Source organism: Paraburkholderia sp. C35 (assembly GCF_003121405.1).
Taxonomy (GTDB): domain Bacteria; phylum Pseudomonadota; class Gammaproteobacteria; order Burkholderiales; family Burkholderiaceae; genus Paraburkholderia.
Genome location: NZ_QBUY01000008.1, coordinates 31,637 through 52,198, shown reverse-complemented (window position 1 = coordinate 52,198; position 20,562 = coordinate 31,637). Strand labels below are relative to the sequence as shown.

At 62.0% G+C, this 20,562-nt stretch carries 16 protein-coding genes and 1 pseudogene; 1 reads left to right on the top strand and 16 read right to left on the bottom strand.

Translation table 11 applies throughout. The features are described from left to right. Positions 1–32: 32 nt before the first annotated feature. The 9 genes from DK391_RS07575 to DK391_RS07535 all read right to left on the bottom strand — a co-directional run bounded on the left by DK391_RS07575 (position 33) and on the right by DK391_RS07535 (position 10,359). Positions 33–938, bottom strand: coding sequence for a dihydrodipicolinate synthase family protein (locus DK391_RS07575; RefSeq protein WP_109477378.1), 906 nt, complete (start codon positions 936–938; stop codon positions 33–35). 38 nt (positions 939–976) lie between these two features. Further along, entirely contained in the window at positions 977–2,143 is a 1,167-nt protein-coding gene (locus tag DK391_RS07570; protein WP_162600731.1) for a mandelate racemase/muconate lactonizing enzyme family protein, read from the bottom strand. Between the two features lie 4 nt (positions 2,144–2,147). Continuing rightward, the gene (ugpC, locus tag DK391_RS07565) at positions 2,148–3,251 is read right to left on the bottom strand and encodes a sn-glycerol-3-phosphate ABC transporter ATP-binding protein UgpC (protein ID WP_109477376.1); all 1,104 of its coding nucleotides are present in this window, start codon (positions 3,249–3,251) and stop codon (positions 2,148–2,150) included. 43 nt (positions 3,252–3,294) lie between these two features. Then, positions 3,295–4,107: an SDR family NAD(P)-dependent oxidoreductase gene (locus tag DK391_RS07560; protein WP_109477375.1), complete on the bottom strand. Its 813-nt coding sequence runs from the start codon at positions 4,105–4,107 to the stop codon at positions 3,295–3,297. Continuing rightward, entirely contained in the window at positions 4,104–4,946 is an 843-nt protein-coding gene (locus tag DK391_RS07555) for a carbohydrate ABC transporter permease (RefSeq protein WP_204117309.1), read from the bottom strand. The genes DK391_RS07560 and DK391_RS07555 overlap by 4 nt, the downstream gene beginning before the upstream one ends. After that, positions 4,946–5,875, bottom strand: coding sequence for a sugar ABC transporter permease (locus tag DK391_RS07550; RefSeq protein WP_109477374.1), 930 nt, complete (start codon positions 5,873–5,875; stop codon positions 4,946–4,948). The genes DK391_RS07555 and DK391_RS07550 overlap by 1 nt, the downstream gene beginning before the upstream one ends. A gap of 1 nt (position 5,876) precedes the next feature. Then, positions 5,877–7,157, bottom strand: coding sequence for a sugar ABC transporter substrate-binding protein (locus tag DK391_RS07545; RefSeq protein WP_109477373.1), 1,281 nt, complete (start codon positions 7,155–7,157; stop codon positions 5,877–5,879). Positions 7,158–7,228: 71 nt separating this feature from the next. Beyond that, positions 7,229–8,254 carry a porin gene (locus DK391_RS07540; RefSeq protein ID WP_162600730.1) on the bottom strand — a complete coding sequence of 342 codons (1,026 nt, stop codon included), beginning with the start codon at positions 8,252–8,254 and terminating at the stop codon, positions 7,229–7,231. 353 nt (positions 8,255–8,607) lie between these two features. After that, positions 8,608–10,359 carry an SMP-30/gluconolactonase/LRE family protein gene (locus tag DK391_RS07535; RefSeq protein ID WP_239482744.1) on the bottom strand — a complete coding sequence of 584 codons (1,752 nt, stop codon included), beginning with the start codon at positions 10,357–10,359 and terminating at the stop codon, positions 8,608–8,610. A gap of 229 nt (positions 10,360–10,588) precedes the next feature. Between DK391_RS07535 and DK391_RS07530 the strand changes: the two genes are divergently transcribed. After that, a complete protein-coding gene (locus DK391_RS07530) occupies positions 10,589–12,346 on the top strand; it encodes an SMP-30/gluconolactonase/LRE family protein (protein WP_239482749.1) in 1,758 nt (585 codons plus the stop codon). A 56-nt stretch (positions 12,347–12,402) separates the two neighbouring features. Here DK391_RS07530 and DK391_RS07525 read toward each other — a convergent pair whose 3' ends face one another. The 7 genes and pseudogenes from DK391_RS07525 to DK391_RS07495 all read right to left on the bottom strand — a co-directional run bounded on the left by DK391_RS07525 (position 12,403) and on the right by DK391_RS07495 (position 20,400). Further along, positions 12,403–13,695 (bottom strand): sugar ABC transporter substrate-binding protein, encoded by a 1,293-nt coding sequence (locus tag DK391_RS07525; protein ID WP_109477490.1) that lies wholly within the window; start codon positions 13,693–13,695, stop codon positions 12,403–12,405. Between the two features lie 162 nt (positions 13,696–13,857). After that, positions 13,858–14,676, bottom strand: coding sequence for an SDR family oxidoreductase (locus DK391_RS07520; RefSeq protein WP_109477371.1), 819 nt, complete (start codon positions 14,674–14,676; stop codon positions 13,858–13,860). 20 nt (positions 14,677–14,696) lie between these two features. Further along, positions 14,697–15,473, bottom strand: a complete 777-nt coding sequence (locus DK391_RS07515; RefSeq protein ID WP_109477370.1) for an L-iditol 2-dehydrogenase — start codon at positions 15,471–15,473, stop codon at positions 14,697–14,699. A gap of 133 nt (positions 15,474–15,606) precedes the next feature. Continuing rightward, positions 15,607–16,890, bottom strand: a pseudogene (locus DK391_RS07510) (D-tagatose-bisphosphate aldolase, class II, non-catalytic subunit). Next, complete coding sequence (locus DK391_RS07505; protein WP_109477369.1) at positions 16,883–17,860, bottom strand: sugar kinase; 978 nt, start codon at positions 17,858–17,860, stop codon at positions 16,883–16,885. Before DK391_RS07505 ends, DK391_RS07510 begins: the two are co-directional and overlap by 8 nt. A gap of 134 nt (positions 17,861–17,994) precedes the next feature. Further along, entirely contained in the window at positions 17,995–18,816 is an 822-nt protein-coding gene (locus DK391_RS07500) for a DeoR/GlpR family DNA-binding transcription regulator (RefSeq protein ID WP_109477368.1), read from the bottom strand. Between the two features lie 228 nt (positions 18,817–19,044). Further along, on the bottom strand, positions 19,045–20,400 hold the full coding sequence (locus tag DK391_RS07495) for an MFS transporter (protein WP_204117308.1): 1,356 nt from the start codon (positions 20,398–20,400) through the stop codon (positions 19,045–19,047). Positions 20,401–20,562: the final 162 nt, after the last annotated feature.

Sequence of the window (20,562 nt, the reverse complement as noted above, 5' to 3'; positions counted from 1 at the left end):
GACGTTTGCGCTGTTCGAAAAGAGAAAGGGCTTTATGTCCGGCACGGCGCAAGAAGATCTTCGATGTCGTGCAGAAAGGCATCGACGTCCGCTGCGTCCTGGTGATCGAGCAAAGGGCCGGCCGCACGTTGCAGACGGCAACGGATCAGGCCGCGCCGATGCAGCACGTACTTCGTCAGCGACCAGCGGAACACGGCCTGCACGTTCAGAATGGGCAACATGCGCGTGAAGATCTGCCGCACGCGTTCGTTCTCGCCGGCACGGTGCGCGGCAAACAGCGCCACATGCACTTCAGCGAGTTCGACGGCAGGCATCGTGCCGCACGCGCCACGCCGCAACTCGTCGGTGATATAGCGGCCACCCGCGCCGCCCAGCACGCCCAGCAACGTGCGCGGCGCCGCATCGCGCACCGACGTGAGCCGCTGCCCGCTCGGCAAGGTTTCTTCCTTCACGTAACGGATGCCGGGCACCGCGTTCAGTATCGCCACCAGCACGTCGGGATCGAGACCCGCGCCGACGGGTGCCGGCACGTTCTGCAACACGATGGGCGTGTCGGGGACGGCGCGTGCGACAGCCGCGAAAAACTCGATCTGCGCTTCGGCGGTCTTGCGATCGGGCGGCGCAGCGATCATCAGCGCGCTGGCGCCGCGTTCCGCGGCTGCCTGCGCAAGCTGCACCGTATGGCTGACATCGGTGCTCGATACGCCCGCGACCAGCGGCACGCGGCCATCGAGTTCGTCGAGCACGATGTCGGTCAGGGCGAGCCGCTCGTCCGTGGTCAACTGGTTGAACTCGCTCGCGACGCCGGGATAAGTCATGCCGTCGACGCCCACGTCGATCAGATAGCGCACCAGTTTGCGCAGACTCTCGACGTCGGCCTTGCCGTGCTCATCGAACGGTGTCGGCAATACGGGAAATACGCCTGAGATCGGTGCCATGCTGTTTTTCCTGTTCATGTGTATGAGGTCTCTTCGCGTCAGTACGCGGGTTTGGTCGAAAACCATCCGGGCCGTCGCGCGTCGAGATAAGCGCCACGGATGTGGTCGGCCTGATAGCGGTTCAGCTTGTCGAAATCCGGTTCCATGCCGAGTCCCGGCCCCTCGGGCAGCGAGAACGCGCCGTCCTTTACAGTGGGCGCCGAGCGCACGACATCGTCGGCGAGATAGTCGCGCTCGGAATCGATCGAGATCGACATGTTCGGGATGGTGCTGGCAAGCTGCACATAAGCCGATTGCGAGAAACCGAGTTCCCCGCCGCTATGCAGCGTGACGGGAATGCCATGCGCTTCCGCGATGGCCGCGGCCTTGATGGTCTGCCAGAGTCCGCCGATCTCGTGCGGATCGAGCAGGATCACGTCGGCCGCGCCATGGCGCACGATGTTGCCCACGTCGGCGAGCGTATAGGCCGATTCGTCGAGCGCAATCGGCACAGGCTGGGCGCCGCGCAGTTGTGCGTGACCTTGCAAGTCGTCGAGTTCGAGCGGCTGTTCGACGTATTGCAGGTCGAACGGGCGCAGACATTCCAGCATGCGTTTGGCCGTGCCGGGTGTCCACGCGCTGTTCACGTCGGCACGCAGCGGCAGATCGCCCGTCACGCGCTTCACGGCTTCGACATTCGACAGATCGCTTGCGGGCGTCATGCCGATCTTCACCTTGAAGCTTCGGTATCCCTCGTCGAGAAAGCGTTGCGCGGCGTCGGTGAGTTGCGCGGCATCGGTGCCGAACAGATACGCAGAGACCTCGACCTGCGAACGATAGATGCCGCCCCACAGGTCCGCCAGCGGGCAGCCCGCCACGCGTCCCTGCGCGTCCCACATCGCCATTTCGACAGCCGCCATGGCCATGACGGCCGCGCGTTTGTGGTGGTAATAGCCCGCGCCGAACACATGCCGCGTGAAGCGCTCGACATCCCACGCGCGGTGTTGCTTCGCAATCGGTATCACGGTGTTGACGAGTACGGGCTCGACGAATTCGAGCAGGCAGATGGTTTCGCCGTAGCCTTTCACGCCATTGGCCAGCGTCACTTCGACGACCAGCCGGGTTGCAGCGGGCCGTGCGCCCGAACCCCATTCGAGTGCCTGCCTGAAAGGCATCGCGACCTTCCAGTGACGCACCTCGACGATCTGTAATGGATGTGGTGTCATCGTGTCAGGCTCGCAGCGCATGCGGTTCGGCAACGGCAATGCGCGCACCGGCCGAGTTGAACAGATGCGCCTCGCGCGCGGCAATCGACAGGCCAACGTTCTCCCCGGCGCGAACGGGCGCGTCGCCTGCCGCCTTGACCAGCACCATCGCCGATTCGACCTGGGCGTGCACATACGTCTCACCGCCAAGACGCTCGGCGAGCACGACGCGGCCACGCAGGTGGCTGTTGTCCAGATCGGCGAGTTGCAGATGCTCGGGGCGCACGCCGAGCGTGATCGACGGATCGGCGGGCAAGCGTATGTCGCCTGACAGCGACAGCGTGCCGCCGCCCGGCAGCGCGACCTGCACGGCAGCGCCGCGTCCGCCCTTCGCGCCGACATCGAGAAAGTTCATCTTCGGCGAACCGATGAACCCGGCCACAAAACGGTTTGCGGGCCGCGTGTACAACTGGAGCGGCGAGCCAACCTGCTCGATCCTGCCGTCGCGCAACACGACGATCTTGTCGGCGAGTGTCATCGCCTCGATCTGATCGTGCGTCACGTAGACGAAGGTCGTGCCCAGTTGTGCCTTGATCTTCGACAACTCGACGCGCATCTCGACGCGCAACGCGGCATCGAGATTCGACAACGGTTCATCGAACAGAAACAGCTTCGGATCGCGCACGATCGCCCGGCCAATCGCCACGCGCTGACGCTGACCGCCCGACAGGTCCTTCGGACGGCGGCCCAGCAGGTGTTCGATCCGCAGCGTCTGCGCAGCGCGCGTCACGGCCTCGTCGATCCGCGCTTGCGGCACGCCAATCATCCTGAGACCGAAGCCCATATTTTGCGCAACGGTCATATGCGGATAGAGCGCGTACGACTGGAACACCATCGCGATACCACGGCGTGCAGGCTGCGCGTCCGTGACGTCCACGCCGCCAATCGAGATCGTGCCTTCGCTGCATTCCTCCAGCCCGGCGATCAGTCTCAGCAAGGTGGACTTGCCGCAGCCCGACGGTCCGACGAACACGCAGAATTCGCCATCGGCAATCTGCAGATCCACGCCGTGAATCACCGTCGCGGGGCCGAAGCTCTTGCGCACCCCTTTCAGCTCAATCTGAGCCATGTGTTGTCTCCTTCATGAATGTGTTCCCGATGGATCGTTGTGGCTATGCGTCGGGCAAGGTGATGGGTGGACGGCCCCACCAGCCGCGTATGCGCGTGGACAGCACCGCGCTGGCGGCAAGCGACGTCAGGCCGCCATCGACAGCAAGATCGACACCCGTGATGAACGACGCTTCATCCGATGCAAGAAACAGCACGGCATTGGCCACATCGTCGGGTTCGCCGATCCGGCCGACGGGATAGCATTCGCGGTTCAGGCGCATGTCGTGATCGCTCACGCCCTGCATCGTGCGTTCGGTGGCGATCAGCGCGGGCGACACCGCGTTGCAGCGAATGCCCTGCGTGCCGTATTCAATGGCGATCTGCTTGCTGAGCGCAGCGACGCCGCCTTTGGCCGCCGTGTACGCGGCGAGTCCCGGATTCGCGACCATATGGTTGATCGACGCCAGATTCACGATCGAGCCGCCACCGTGACGAATCATGTGCGGGATCGCTGCGCGGCAGAAGCGAAAGCCGGTGCTGAGGGCTGAGTCGATCGTGGTGATCCAGTCTTCGTCGGAGCATTCCGTTACCTTGCGCTCCGTGTAGCGAACGGCGTTGTTGACCAGCACATGCAGGCCGCCGAATCGCGTCAACGCCTGTTGCACGGCTTCATCGACAGTGGACTGCGCGTGAGCATCGGCGCACAGCAGATGCACGCGCTCTGAAGGCAAACCGTCGAGCGCGGCCTCGCCCGCTTCACGCGACCATTCGACGGCGACCACGCGCGCGCCTTCCTGCACGAACCGGCGCAATATCGCGCGGCCGATGCCCTGCCCTGTGCCTGTGACGATGGCGACCTTGTCTGCGAGTCTCATGATTTGACCGCCCCGGCTGTGAGGCCTTGAATAAAGAAACGTTGAAGAAACGCAAAGCCGATCACCACAGGCAGCGAACTGATAATCGACGCCGCCATCGCGCCGCCCCAGTCGCTCTTGCCTTCACCCATGTAGCCGAGCAGCAGGCCGGGGCCCACGGTGCGCAGTTCGGGCGACGTAATCAGCGTCAGCGAAAACAGCAGGTCGTTCCATGCCCACATGAACGAGTACAAACCGACGGTGACGAGCGCGGGCATCGCGAGCGGCAACACGATGCGATGCAGGATGTACAGCTCGCTCGCGCCATCGGTACGGGCAGCTTCGATGATCTCGTTCGGAATGTTGACGAAGTAGCTGTACAGCATGTACGTGCCGCTCGGCAGCGCCAGCACGATGTACGCGATGATCAGACCGATGCGCGTGTTCAGCAGCCCGAGCGTTTGCAGGATCGGATACAGGCTGATCAGCAGCATCGCGAACGGGAACATCTGCGCCGACAGCATCAGCACCATCAGCGGTTTGCGTCCGCGATAGCGGAACTTCGCAAAGCTGTAGGCCGCGTACGTGGCGAGCGTGACCGTCAGCAGCGCGCCGCCGCCCGCCGTCAGCAGACTGTTGCGCAGATAGCCTGCCATTTCGCTCTGCGCGAACAGGCTCCGATAGTTTTCAAAGGTCGGCGCATGCGGCAGGAACGAGGGAAACTGCACGAACACCTCGCCTTGCGGCTTGATCGACGTGAGCACCATCCACACGATAGGCAGGAACAGAAACGCCGCGATGGCCACGAATGCCGCGACAAAGGTCGCTTTGGCCGGTCCGGTTCGAAGATTCAGCAGCATCACGACTCCCGCTTGAACAGAGCACGCAGATAAAACACCGTGGGCACGGCAATCAGCACGAACCACAGCACGCCGACGGCACACGCCATCCCCATATCCCAGTTCTCGAAGGCCTGCTTGTAGACCTCGACGGACAGCATCGTGGTCGCACCGACCGGGCCGCCCTCGGTGAGCGCATAGATCACGTCGAAGGCCTGCAGATTGCCCATCGTGCCGAGAATCATCACGATGATCAGCGTCGGCGCGAGATGCGGCAGCACCACGTGCCACAGCACACCGAGGTTTTCGCAGCCATCCACGCGCGCGGCATCGACCTGATCCTGCGAAACGCTTTGCAGGCCGGCAAGAAAGAACGCCATGAACAGCGGCACCGATAGCCATACCTTCGTGACGACCACGCAAGCCATCGCGCCATGACGTTCGGCAAGCCATGTGATCGGCTCGGAAATCAGTCCCGTCGACAGCAGGATCGCGTTGAGCACGCCGTACTGCCCGTTGAAGATCCACGCCGCGAGAAAGGCCGTGACCGTCGACGGCAACACCCACGGCAGCAACGAGGCCGCGCGCACGAATGCCCTGCCCTTGAACGCCTGATTCATCATCAGCGCCCATGCGAGCGAGATGATCATCGTCAGCAAGGTCGCGCTTACGACGAACATCAGCGTGTTCAGACAGACACTGACGATGGTGGGATCGCGCAACAGCTTGACGAAGTTGTCGAACCCGACGAACTGCGGCTCCGGCGTATCGATCGTGTATCTGAACAACGACAGCTTCAGCGACTTCGCGAACGGAATCAGGATGACGACGACAAACGCCAGCAGCGCGGGCAGTGCAAAGATGACGCCGACCCTGCGCTCGTGCTGCTTGAGCGTCGACGGACGGCGCGCTTCATGCGGCGGGCTGGACGCAATGGATGAATCGCTCATGTCAGAACCTCGTCACGCCTGCTGTCTGATCCTGCAAGCGCTTGCTCATGCTGTCGATCGCTTCCTGCGGCGACTTCTGCGCGAGCAGCGCGGCCTGCACTTCTTCGCCGATTGCCGTGGTGAGCGCCGCCGAATTCGGCCAGAACGATGTCTCGTCGCGGGTCGCGCTGCGCGCCGCGTTCGACCACACCGACACATACGGATCGGCAGAAAGCTTGGCGAGCGCGCTGTTCGTCACCGGAAACAGGCCGATGTCCTTGTAGATGCGCAACTGCGAATCGTCGTTGAGCGCGAGGTACGCGAGCAGCTTCGCTTGCGGCGAATTCGCATCGATCTTCTGCTTGCCGTCGCTGAAGATGCTCAGCAGATGACCCCACGCAAGCGAGCGCGGCGTATCGCCCTTGCGCGGCACCGGCGTCGGCATCGCGACGACGAGCGGATCGAACTTGTCGCCGAGGCCCGAGTTGCTGCGCGCGAAGCCGCGCGCCAATGGCGCATCGTTATAGAAGCCGGTCTGGTATTGCGCAAACATACGGCGCGCGTCGGGACGATCGACGTCTTTGGCAGCGAGCCCATCCTTGACGAGGCCGGCCATGAACGTGAGCGCCTTCACGCCCGCCGGACTGTTCACGGCAACCTTGCCGCTGTCGTCGAATAGCCTGCCGCCGAAAGTCCACAGCCCCACCTGGAAGTCGGGACTCAGCGCGTTGTTGTTCTTGGTTGCCATCGCATAAGGCACGGCGCCGGGGTTCGCCTTCTTGATCGCCTTGAGCGCGCCGACGAATTCATCGACGGTTGCGGGCGGCGCCGTCAAACCTGCGCCTTGCAGCACCTTGCCATTGGCGACCATGCCGATCGAACCCGCCGACCAGGGCAACCCCATCTGCTTGCCGTGATACTCGCCGAGTTCCAGCACGCCCTTGCTGATGCGGCTGTTCAACTGCGCGGCGCCGAACACGCTGTCGATGTCGACCAGCCGGTTCGTCGAGGCGAATTGCGGCACCCAGCGCTCGTTCAGTTGCACGACGTCCATCGGTTGGCCCGAGCGCAGGCGCAGCAGCACGTTCTGCTGCATCTGCGCCCACGGATAACCGACGGTATCGAGCGAGACACCCGCACTCTGCCGATAGCCGTTGAACAGCGCGGCCAGTGTCGGCTTGCTCGCCGCCTCGTCCTGCGACCAGCCGACGTACGTGATGCCACGGGTCTGCGCCTTCACCCCGGCTGCTGTGAATCCCGATGCGACTGCCACCGCACCGATGAACTGTCTGCGTGTAACCAAGTTACCTCCTGATCATCTGTTGATTGCCGTCTGCTTCAACGCCTCTTCCCGCGCAGCGCAGCAGCGGCGCATCAGAACGCCTGCTTCATGCCCACCGTGAAGCCCGTTCCACTCGACGACGTGCCTGTCGGCTGCCAGCCGCTCGCGCCCGTCGTGCTGTTCGTGCGGTACGTGTACTTGCCCGCGTTGGCGTCATACACGCCATCGACATAAACCGAGGTGCGCTTCGACAGGAAATACACATAGCCGAGCACGCTGCGGCACTGGATCGTGTGGCCATCCGCGGTCGAATGCGAGAACGTGCCGCGCACCATGCCGTAGGGGCCAGTCGGTATCGCGAAACCGGCCATCTGGTTGTGCATCACCTGCTGGAACGTGTTCTGGCCGAAACCGTAGCCGCCATAGAGCCGCACGAAGCCGAGGTCGTACTGGCCTGCCGTGTAGGCCCAATGCGCGTTGTAGTTTTGCGGCCGGATCCACGACACGCCGAACTTCAGCTTCGGGTCTTCATAAACCAGCGAGGTCGAATACGGGATGCTCCCTGCCCCGCCCTGGATGTTGCTGTCGCGCGCGGCCACCATCGCGCGCAAGGTCAGGTTCGCCCACGTGTACACATAGTTGGCCGAGTTGTTGGTCCGCACGGTATCGATCTGACCGGGGCCGCCGTTGGCCTGCGAGATGCCACCGCGTGCGCCATAACCCGCGACCAGCCCGTCCTGACCGAACGGATCGGCACTCGATTCGACGTAGTGGCTCGCGTTGACGTCGCGGCCCACCACGAAGTGACCGAACCAGCCTTCCAGCCCAACTGTCGAGCGGCCACTGAAGAACGAACTGGAGTTGTAGAACGTGCCGTCGTTCGGGTTGAACTGCTGCTCCAGCCAGAAGACCGCCCGATATCCGCCGCCGAGATCTTCCGAACCCTTCAAACCCCAGCGGCTCGTCGCGCCCGTGTTCTCACGGATCGCGGTGCTGCCGTCGTACTTGCCGACTTCGAGATCGACGATGCCGTACAGCGTCACGCTGGACTGGGCCATCACCGACGACGCCCCCAAAGCTGCCGTCGCCAAGACGAGCAACTGTTGTTTTGCTTTCATTCTGGCTGGTCTCCTCCTCGTTTGATGTTCCATTCATTGGAACAACGTGGAGCGAAGTCTATCACTGAATGGGACGAATGGAAGTGGCTTGCAGCCAGGGATGTCCCGTATGCGCGCGCGGCCCAACCTGCCGCAGAGTCGCAGCAAAACGGGAGAAAACGTAGGCGGGAACCGCCTCGGGCGGTCATTGGCAAGCACATGCAGCGCAGTGTAGCGCCGCAGTCTTATGCAGGATTTAGCGGGAAAGTCCCAATGAATGGAACCAAGTGAGGGAGAATTCAGAAAGCCGTTCGAAAAGCGGCCCCGCGCCGGCCAGCGGCGCGAATATCAGGACGGCGGCGCGCTGCGCGCGCCTAGCCTGCGAAGGTGACCTCGGGCAAGCCGCGCACGCCGGGAATTTCCATCGCGAACAGCGAGCCGGACAACGGCGCTTCGGCGAGCGCCTGTTCCGACAAACGCACGGAAGCGCTCGTCACGTAGAGCGTGTCGAGATTCGGGCCGCCGAAACAGCAACTGGTCGGGCGCGGCACCGGCATGCGGATACGCTGGATTTCGCGGCCATCGGGTGCGTAGCGCACCACATGCCAGGCGTCCCACATCGCGATCCAGATGCAGCCTTCGTCGTCGACGGTCAGCCCGTCCGCGCGGCCTTCCGATGGCGCAAACTCGATCAGCACACGCCGGTTCGACATGCTGCCCGACATCAGGTCGAAGTCGTATTCGTAGAGCACCCGGCGGAAGGTATCGATAAAGTACATGCGGGTGTCGTCGGGGCTCCAGCCCAGCCCGTTCGGCACCGTAAAGCCCGTATCCATCTTGCGCCAGGATCCGTCCGCTTCGACGCGGAACAGGCTGCCACGGTTGAGCGCCGTCGCCATGTCCATCGACGCGACCCACAGGCGGCCGCGCCGGTCGCATTTGCCGTCGTTGAAGCGGTTGGCAGGACGGTCGGCCTCGGGATGACACAGTTGCGTCATGCGCCGCGTGGCGGGATCGAAGCTCATCAGTCCTCCGGGCGTGGCCAGCAAGAGGCCGCCCGACGACTTCGGGATCGCCACGCTTGCCATCGAGCCCAGCCGGATTTCCGCCGCCGTACCGTCCGCGGCGCGATAGGTGTGCACCGACGGCATCAGGATGGCGACCCAGTACAGCGCGTTGTCGCGCGGCGACCAGATCGGCCCTTCGCCGAGCAGCGCGCGCGCTTCCGTCACGCACCGCACCTCGGCGGCGGGCGCCTGCTTTGGCCGCTCACGCGGCGCAATCGACATGGCCGCGCCGACGGCCGAATGGGAAATGCCGCGCGCGGCACCGATCAGCGCAGCGCTCAGGCCATGCAGACGCTCACCGTCGAGCCGGGCGTCGTTGCCCGTCACGGTGATGGCGCCGATCGGCCTGCCTTCGTAATCGAAGATCGGTGCGGCGATCGACACGCTGTGGTCCGCGTGCTCGCCGTCTTCGATCGCATAGCCGCGCGCCCGCACCAGATCGAGTTCGTCGCGTAGCGCGCCGGCTGTCGCGAGGGTGCGCTCCGTATGGCGTTGCAAATCCAGCCGCTCGATCAGCCGCGACGATTGCGCGGGATCGAGATTGGCAACGATTGCTTTGCCCGCCGCTGTCGCATGGATGGGCAACGGCATGCCGACCATCGACGTGCGCGCCATGTCGTGGGCCGCATCGGCGCTGGCGACGATCACGACTGCGTCGCCATTCAGCACGGCAAGCTGCACCGTCTCGCCCAGCGCGTCGCGCAGTGAGGTCAGCGTGTCTTGCGCGGCGACGCGCAGGTCGAAGTCGCTCCACACCTTGTGCGCCATTTCGAGCAGGCGCAAGCCTAGCTGGAACTTTTTGGTGTAGCCGTCGTAGCGCAGCAGACCTTCGCGCACGAGTGTCTGCGTGAGGCGGTGCAAGGTGGACTTGGGCAGCGCGGACGCGTGCTGGAGATCGGTGAAGCTCATCGGGCCGCGTTTTGCCGACACGACGTTCAATAGCGCCAGCGCCTTGTCGAGCACGCCCAGCCCGGCGGAGCCGGCGGTTTGAGCAGGGGATTCGTCTTCGAGCATGATCGGGTGTATGGCGGCGGCACGCCTGTCTTGTTTGCAGCGCATGCTATCAGACCCCGCGTGCGACCGGAACCAAGCGGATGGCGTCGCGTCCGGCTATCGGAACAGCGAGCAGGCCGCGCATCGGGCGTTGCGCGCCCGAACCGCATGTCCGGGCTGCTGCAAATGTATGGGAGTTCCATTGAATAGAACAACCGGTGTGAGAAATGGACTTTCAGCGTACAATCGGTCGAAAACCTCTTTTGCCACCCGGCGATCCCATAACTTGAACACCGTGAGAGACAAACTGCCGGCTGAGCCGGCAGCAGCGAAGCGTGCGGGTGCCAAGGCAGCCGCTGAAGCCGTCGTGGTCGCTGAAAAAGGCACAGCGGGCATCGGCGTGCTGGAGAAGGCGATGGCGCTGCTGAATATCGTGTCGAAGGCGCCCGCGCCGATGACGTTCACGCAGTTGCTGCACGCATGCGGGATGCCGCGCGCCACGCTGCACCGCATTCTTGCCACGTTGCAGCGCGAAGGCCTTCTGCAGCACGACGCGGGCAGCAAGACCTTTCGTCTCGGCCTGCGTTTTCTCGAACTCGCGCACGAAGTCTGGAGCGACTTCGACCTGCGGGTGGCGGCACAAGATGAGTTGCTGCTGCTGCGCGACCAGACAGGCGAATCCGTGCATCTCGTCGTGCTCGAAGGCCTGAGCGCGGTAGTGATCGCGGGGGAACAGGCGCGGCAATCGGTGCGGCTTGCGCCGGGCGTCGGCGAGCGGCTGCCGCTGCATGCGAGTGCGGTCGGCAAGGCGATGATGGCCTGGCTCGACACCAGCCAGCAGCAACAGTTGCTCGAATCGATCACGCTGCCGCCGCTCGGCCCGCGCACCCTCACGTCGATCGTCGCACTCAGAAGCGAACTCGATCTGACGCGCTCACGCGGCTACGCCATTGCCGTCTGCGAAAGCTCGCCGGACACAGTCGCGCTGGCCGCGCCCGTGTTCGATTTCGAGCAGCGGCCCGTCGGCGCGGTAGCGATCTCCGGCAAGCTGGCCGAACTCGATGAGACGCGTGCGCACAGCCTCTCGGCGGCTGTCATCGGCGCGGCGCGCAAGATTTCGCACAACGCGGGCGGCCGCTCGATGTCGATCTCGTCCAAAGGACAACCGGAAGCGCAATCGAACACCGAGGTGCGCTGTGTCAGCCAGGTTCCGTCGCTGCTGGGCGAAGGACCGCTCTGGTCGCCGCGCGACGATGCGCTGTACTGGGTCGACATCCTGACGCCCGCGATTCATCGTTTCGATGTCGCGACGGGCAAAGACACGGAAACCAAGCTGGGTTCGATGGTGAGCCTGGTGATTCCCAAAGCGACGGGTGGCCTGCTGATCGCTACGCCCAACGGGCTGATGACCATCGACGACAGCGGCACGCAAACACGTCTGTCGCATCCCGAGTCCGACCGGCCCGGCAACCGTTACAACGACGGCAAGTGCGATCGGATGGGACGGCTCTGGGTTGGCACGATGGACATGGGCGCGGCCCCGAATCGCGGCAATCTGTTCAAGGTCGAAGCGGACGGCGCGTGGCGCAAGATGGATACCGGCTTCACGGTCGCGAACGGGCTTGGCTGGAGTCCGGACAACACGCGCATGTATTTCACCGATTCGCACCGCAAGCTCGTTTTCCAGTACGACTTCGACTTTATCAGCGGCACGATCGACAATCGCCGGCCGCTGATCTCGTTCGACGCATCGGCGGGTTCGCCTGATGGATTGACCGTCGATGCGGAAGGCTGCCTGTGGGTTGCCATGTGGGACGAGTGGTGCGTCGCGCGCTTCGATCCCGAAGGCCGCGAGATGACACGTATCCGTATGCCCGTGCCGCGCCCGACGAGTTGCTGCTTCGGTGGCCCCAATCTGGATGTGCTCTATGTGACGAGTGCACGCGTGCGGCTCGCGCAGGACGTGCTCAAGAGTGCCCCGCTTTCGGGCTCGCTGTTCGCGATCCAGATGCCGGGTGTGCGCGGATTGCCTGAGACTATTTTCGCGGGTTGACGGTGTGGTTGTGGCGCTGACTGTTGCCAGCGCCACAACTTCATGACACCTCGGCTCTACTTCAGATATCCAGCCTGGCGCACTGCGCGTTCCGTCGCTGCCTGACCCGCCTGGAGCGCCTGATCCACCGACGACTGCCCGGCCAGCGCGCCAGCAATGCTCTGTCCGACAATTGTGCCGAACGACTGGAATTCAGGGATCGCCACGAACTGCACGCCTGTGTACGGAACGGGCTTTGCCGTCGGATGCGTAGGATCGGCAGTTTCAATTGCCTTGCGCACGAACTCGGCGAAGGGCGCTGCCTGCATGTACTCGGCAATCTGATATGTCGAAACGCGGGTGCCCGGAGGCAACGACGCCCAGCCCAGATCCGAGCCGACCATCTTGATGTACTCCTTCGACGTCGCCCATTCAATGAACTTCTTCGCGGCATCCTGCGAGCGCGATGTTTTGGGAACAGCAAAGGCCCACGACCAGAGCCAGTGCGATCCGTTCGGCGTGGCCTGCACGGGCGCCGCTGCAAAACCTATCTTGTCTGCAACAGAAGATTCCTTCGGGTTATAGACAATGCCTGCCGCCGTGGTGGCATCCACCCACATCGCGCATTTTCCTGCCGTCATCAGCGAGAGATTCTCGTTGAATCCGTTTGAACTGGCGCCGGGCGCACCATCACGTTTCAGCAGGTTCACGTAAAACGTAATCGCATTCTTCCATTCCGGCGATGTGAGCTGCGGTTGCCACTTCTCGTCGAACCAGCGGCCGCCGTATGTGTTGACGAGCGTGCCGACATACGCCATGTTCTCGCCCCATCCCGCCTTGCCACGCAAACAGATGCCATAGGTTCCATTGGCCTTGTCGGTCAGCTTGTCGGCAAACTGCGCGATCTGTTCATAGGTCGGCTGGGCAGGCATGGTCAGGCCTTTCGCGGCGAACAGATCCTTGCGGTAAAACGTCATGGAACTCTCTGCGTTGAAGGGCAGCGCATAGAGTGTGCCGTTATAGGACAAACCATCGCGAACCGTCTTGAACAGATCGTTGACATCGTAATCCGCCGGCAGATTGTTCAGCGGAACGAGCCAACCACGTTTCGCCCAAAGCGGCGCTTCATATAAACCAATCATGAGCACGTCGAACTGGCCGCTATTGGTGGTAATGTCCGTTGTCAATCTCTGACGCAGCACGTTCTCTTCGAGAATCAGCCAATTGAGCTTGATATCCGGATTCGCTTTCTCGAATGCTGCAGAGAGCTTTTTTAACTCAAGCTGATCGTTGTTGTTGGGAACGCCTATCGTCAGTGTTGTGGCATTTGCTGCGCTTGCGCCCAGCATGCCGCAAACCGCAGCTGCCATGGCCAGGCGTTTGCAGAGCGCAGGCAGAACACGGCGATTGATATAAGATTTCGCATTCATTTTCGTCTCCTCAGTTTCCATCCAGAATGGACTTCATGCCGGGACTTCCTTTGCACGGAGAACCGGCTTCAGGACTGCTATTTCCGCACTGCTTTGCGCACCTCACGTGATGGTGTATCCACCGTCGATAAGAAGATTTGCACCATTGATCATGGCTGCTTCACCACTGGCCAGATAAAGAATCGCGGAAGCAATTTCATCTGGTTTCGCAAACCGGCGAGTCGGGATCGTCGCACGCGCACGATCGCCTTTTTCTCCCGCCCACCCCGTCAATCCGAGTTCCGTTTCAACGACGGTCGGCGAGATCGCATTGACCGTGACACCGTGCGGTCCCCATTCGAGCGCCATGCAATTGGTCAGCCCGAGCACGCCGGCCTTGCTCGCGCAATAGGCGAGATGCCCCTCGATGCCGATCACAGCCGCCTGCGACGCGAGATTGATGATTCTTCCCTGCTTGCGCGCGAGCATGCCTGGCGCGAACGCGCGGGCCACCAGAAATGGACCGCTGAGATTGACGGCAATGGTTTTGTCCCAGGTCGTCAACGGAAAATTTTCCGCGGGCGCCAAGGGTCCGATACCCGCGTTATTGACCAGCACATCCACGCGGCCGAACCGTTCGATAACTTGCCGTGCGACACGCGCGACTGCATCGGCATCGCTGACATCGACAGTCCATCCCTGATGCATCGGCCCTAGCGCCGACGCAAACTCGGAGACGGCGGGAGACATATCCAGCAACGCAACGGAAGCACCCGCTTGCGCAAATAGTGAGGCTGTCGTTTTGCCGATTCCGGCCGCCGCACCGGTAATGGCGACAACAGTATCGGCAAAACGATAAGCCGTGTTCGAATGGGTAATCACAATGTTCTCCCGCAGATTGGGCGAGGAAATGGCCTGCAAAGTCGAATCGAACTGCGTCATTAGCCTGACGCGTTACGTCACTAGCTCATCCAGTTCCCTCCATCTACGTTGAGCGTCTGGGCAGTGATGTAGTCCGCGTCTGCCGAAGCGAGGAAGACAGCCGCGCCCGTCAGATCGTCTGGCCGTCCCATGCGACCCAATGGAACGGACTCGCCGACCAGACGCTTCTTCTCGCCGATTGCCCGATTCTCATAGCGCGCAAAGAGTGCATCGACGTCTTTCCACATCGGCGTGTCGATCACGCCTGGCGCAATGCCGTTGACGTTGATGCGATGAGGTGCAAGTGCAAGCGCAGCCGACTGTGTATAACTGATGACAGCAGCCTTGCTTGCGCAGTAGTGTGAAACGAGCGCTTCGCCGCGACGTCCGGCTTGAGACGCCATGTTGATGATCTTTCCGCCACTGCCCTGATCGACCATCTGTTGTGCGACTCGCTGCATCAGGAAAAACATCCCCTTTACGTTGACCGCGAAGATCCTGTCGAAGATCTCCCACGACTCGTCGAGTAGAGGACGCATGTCGAACACAGCGGCGTTATTGAACAGAATGTCGATACGCCCGAACCGGTCGACAGTGGAACTCACAATCGCTTCGATACTGTCGCGCTGCGTGACGTCGGCCTGGAGCAGTAGCAGGTTGCTCTTCTCAACATCTGCATAGGTCGCTTCGAGCGCGGATCTGGGCTTCACATCCACCACGACGACCTTGGCACCTTCATTCAGATAGCGTCGGCAAACCGATTCGCCAATACCCGTTTCTCCGCCCGTCACAATGGCGATCTTGTCTTTCAGCTGCATGCCTTATCTCCTGATGTAGAACATTGCAATTGATGTTCTATTTAACTAGGAATACTACATAGTATGCGTGGATCGATTTCTTCTCGTGTATGCCTTCTATGCTGCTACGTCAGGCAGATAACCTGCAAGGACATCACGCCCTGCACGCCGCCGCATAGACACCGATCACTTCGCGGATCCGGCTGAGAACAAGACTCATAGGGGTAGCGTCTATCTGGCCACGCCTGAGTTGCCAGTATTGCTCGGGCAGGTAGCGGCTCAGCAGGTTTTCCGGAATCGCGACATCGCTCAGATTGCTGATCAGTCGGTTGGCCGCTTCGTCTATTTCCGGGTCGGCCCAGTAGTAACGAACGCGATCGCTATAGCTATAGGTTCTCAGCAACTGCTTGTCATGGTCGCTGCCGTGGTAGTACTATTCCCAGTTGCCGGGTTTGGCGAGCATCACTTTCTCCACCACTTCCCGGAGATGTGACCTTGCGTCCGGAACGATGAGTTCATTTTCGATATCTGCGAGCGCATACAAAGCCTCGCGCAGCGCGAACGTGACGCCCGGACCGACTTTCAGAATTGCAAAGCCATCGCGCACGAGTGCTGTCAGCGCTTCCGGCGTCTGATAGTCAGTGGAATGTGCCTCGAAAACCATGCCGGGCAATTCGTTGAGAACGCTTGAAAGCCTTGTCGCGAGTTCCGGTTTGTAATCGACGACTTTAGTGTGATCGAATTCCACGCCTGGCTGGACAACGAGTGCGATGACTCGCTGCCATGCGTCGTCGAGATGGCGCTCGCGCCACGCGTTGCGGTGGACGGCGACCGTATCGAGCGCCGCATCATGACTGGTGACCTCCACCGTTTCCAGTTCTTCAGCGGCACCGCCTGGCACGGGCACCTCCGTGCCGATGATGTAGACGGGCTTCTGGCCGATGCCCTCGCGTTCGGCGGCCGCCTCCGCAATTGCGCAAAGTCGCGAGGCGCGCGCGGCGACGACATCATCCGACAGCCGCACGGGGTCATCACCGCAACTCATGCTGGTATCGAGGTGAATCTTGCTGAACCCCGCCGATACATACGCGTCGATGAGGGCTTCTGCGCGTTGCATGGCCTCTTCTGCTGGCAGGCTTCTCCATGCGTTCGGACCCAGGTGGTCGCCGCCGAGGATCAACCGGGTGCGCGGCAGGCCGACGCGATCTGCAATCAGATGGACAAAGCGCACAAAGTCGGCGGGTTTCATGCCTGTATAGCCGCCGAACTGATCGACCTGATTCGACGTCGATTCGATCAGCAACGGCGTGCCGTCCGCAAGCGCCTGCTTCATCGCCGCGGCGAGAACCCACGGATGCGCCGAACAGATCGCGTAGATGCCTTTCAGCTGCTTCGCCGCGCCCTCATCGGCATAGAGACGTGACACCACGTTAGCCATGAGACTGCTCCGAGGGATTGGCAATAAAGGCATCGAGTTCGGCCAGGGTTGCCGTCCCTTCCATCGGTCCACGGAAGGTCACAGCGCGCGCGCCAGCGGCGCAGGCATAGCTGAGTGCTTTCTCGAGTCCGAAGCCCTGTGCACGGCATGCGATGTACGTCGCACCAAAACAGTCGCCAGCGCCCGTCGGATCAACCTCCGTGACAGACACGGCAGGGAAATTCAATGCGGTTGTGCCGTCGTAATAGCCACACCCATCCTTGCCGCGTTTGACTACCACTTCGCGCACGCCCCGCTTCAACAACTCGTCAATCGCGCCCTGCTCGCTGCTTGCGCTGGCAAGCAGCATGACTTCGTGGCCACTGGGCAAAAATACGTCCGTGTAGTCGAGAATGAAGTCGAGCGCTTCACGCATCTCGGGAATACGGAGCATCTCCTTGCGGATATTCGGATCGAAGCTGACCGTGCCGCCATGCCCTTTTACCGTCTCGATCACCTTCTTCATCGCCTCGATGATGCGAAACGAAAACAGCGATGAACCCATCACATGAAAGTGATTGCACTGCTTGAGCAGATCGTCGCGAATGTTACCGACGGACAGATGACCAGAGGCACTGTTCGCGATGTTGTAGATGAAATCGCGATCGCCGTTCTCGCGATACGTCACGAATGCACTGCCCGTCGTGGCCGTCTTGATGACGGAAATGCCTGACACATTGACACCGTCTGCGCGCAACCGCTCGACGTTGAGTGCGCCAAAGTCGTCGTCGCCGACGCAGCCGATCATTGCGCAGCGGCTGCCCACTTTCGCGACCTGGTCGATGAAGATCGCGGGTGCGCCACTGGCATAAGGCCCGATCAACGTGCCGGGCTGACGGAACGACTGTCCGCGCTCGGTCGCCATGATCTCGACCAGGATTTCGCCCATCGTCAGGATGTAGCCCGCTTTGTGCAGTTCAGTGTTGGCCATGACGCTTCTTCGTTAGGACATTGAAATAAATGGCGACGAACCGGTCCGGCGCCTTCCACAATCACGTTAGAACTAGGCGTGATCCGACATCTGGCCGGTTCGACCGATGCCCAATCCCAACCTGATTCACGGAATCAGGTTGCGTTCGACGGCTTGCGGAATTCGAGGATTCCGCTTTCCCTTCTATGAAGCTCAAGACCTTTGCGCGGCATCAGCTCCATCGTGGGCGGATCGATGCCGTCGTCGATCAGCAGTGCATCGACGTCAGCGACATTCGCGAAAACCTCGCCTTCGCGCTCATTGAGCTGCGGCTGATACGCCACGACGACGGTCCGCGAGGCAGCTTGCCGTGCCGCCTGAAACACTCGGGCCATCGCGGGATCGGCACACAGAAGATTGCCGTCACGGTCGAGGCCTGAGGCTTCGAGAAAGCAAAGATCGATCGATCGCCTCGTGACGGATGCCTCGGTATCGGGGCCGGTCATTGCCGTCGCGCCCAGTTCCAGTTGACCGCCCGTCAGATGCAACTCGCAGTGCAGGAAACGTTGTGCTGTCTGCGCCATGCCGATGTCCTGCATCAGCAGCGCCAGATTCGAACGGTCGGAGAGGAACGGCAGGATCTTGTGAACGATCTCGCCGGCACCCATCATCAACGACTCGTGATCGTCGACGGCCTCGGCGGCGAAACGCGCGATCGTCGTCTCCGACGCCTTTTGGGTTGCGCCGTCCGCGACGGGAACCAGCACGTTTTCGCCGGGCTTTTGCGCGAGGTAGCGCGCCTTGCCGAACGAGCGCACCAGATAGCGCTGCTGCTCCAGATACGTCAGGTCAGTGCGGATCGTGACGCTCGACACATCGAACGCCTGGCTGAGTTCTTCAACCGACACTTCTCCACGCTTGCGGACCAGTTCGACGATTTGCAGCCGCCGCCGCAGGGAACTCTTGTTTGCGAGCATGTCTCCGAATCTCGAAAGAAAAGTCTTTTGTTTCGAAAGAGTTTAGTTTCGAGTCGAAAGAAGATCAAAGTGTATTTTGCGTTTTGGGTTTGGGGTTTTCCCTGGGCGTGACGCGGACTTGCGTACGTGGGCGAATTGGAGGGGTAAGGCGGGATGCGCACCTGCGGGCCGCGCGTGCGGCGGCTGCAGGTGGCCAAGACAGGATCGCACTCGTCTACTGGTGCGTTGTCACTCCTGCGCGTCTCCCAACCGGTGCGACAGCGCCAGCAAGCGCACCCCGCTAACGACACCGCCGACCGCCGCAAACATCGCCCCGCCCGCCAACGCGAGAACCGGCCCATGTCGCCCAGCCACACCAAAACACAACGCGACCAGTGCTGCCCCCGTGGTCTGTCCAATCAGTCGCGACAGGGCGACCACACCGCTTGCGCCACCACTGCGTGTGCGCGGTGCGCTCGCCATCAACGCCTTGATGTTCGGCGACTGATACAGCCCGAAGCCAACACCGCAGATCGCCATCCGTGCTCCAATCGCAAACACGGACGGGTGCGCGGGCATCAACGTCAGCAACACCAGTCCCGCACACAGACAAGCCAACCCCGCCGCACCCAGCGCGCCCGGCGGATAGCGATCCGACAATCGTCCCGCGACAGGCGCCGCTATCGCCACGACGACAGGCCAGGGTGTAATCAGAAAGCCCGTCTCGATCTGACTACGATGCATCACATCGACGAAATAAAACGGCAGCGACACGAACGCAAGACCCTGCGCGGCGAACGCACACACTGCCGTGACGGCTGAAAGCGCGAACACGGGCCGTCTGAGCAAATCCACCGGCAACATCGGCGCGACGCGTCCTGCTTCGCGCAGCATCAACCACGAGCCGAAACCCATCGCGACAGCAAGTGCGCCGATCACATACATCGCGGGCGCCTGCTGCCCTCCTTCCCCGAGTGCAAAGATCAGCGCCCCAAACGCGACGACGCTCAACAACGCCGCGACGGGATCGAATCGATGCGCGCTCGTGGCGGTTCGCGGCAAGGCCGGCAACGCAAACGCCAGTCCGATCAACCCGAGCGGCACGTTGATCGTGAAGAGCCACGACCACGAAGCCATGGAAAGGATCAGCGACGCAATCGTCGGACCGACCGCCACCGACACGCCAACCACGAGAGAATTCACGCCGACGCCGCGTCCAAGCTGATGCCGCGGATACAGCGCACTGACGAGCGCGATGCTGACGCTGGTGATCGCGCTGCCGCCCACGCCTTGCAGGAATCGCGCGGCAGCCAGCAGCGGCAAGGTCGGTGTGGCGGCACACGCGAGCGATGCCGCCGTGAACAGCGCCAGCCCGCCGATATAGACACGCCTGTGCCCCACCACGTCGCCCAGCGCGGCGAACGGCAAGATGGTTGCGACCATCGCGAGTTGATAGGCATTCACGACCCATACCGATTGCGCGGGCGTCGAGTGAAGATCGCGAGCAATGGCAGGCAACGCCGTGTTGGCGATGGCGGTATCGAGTGTTGCCAGCGCGACGGCCAGCATGATCGCGATCATTGCGATGCGATTCGCGGACGACATGGGCGCATCGCTCCCACATGCAGCCGCCCTGGACATGTCGGACAAGAGGCCCTCCCTTCAATCGAACGAAACGTGACACCGGGATTGTGTCGCGCGCTGCGCTGAAGGTGCGGCGCCGTTTGATTCCTGCCAGGAATCACGGTGCCGCGCCAGATGGTTTTC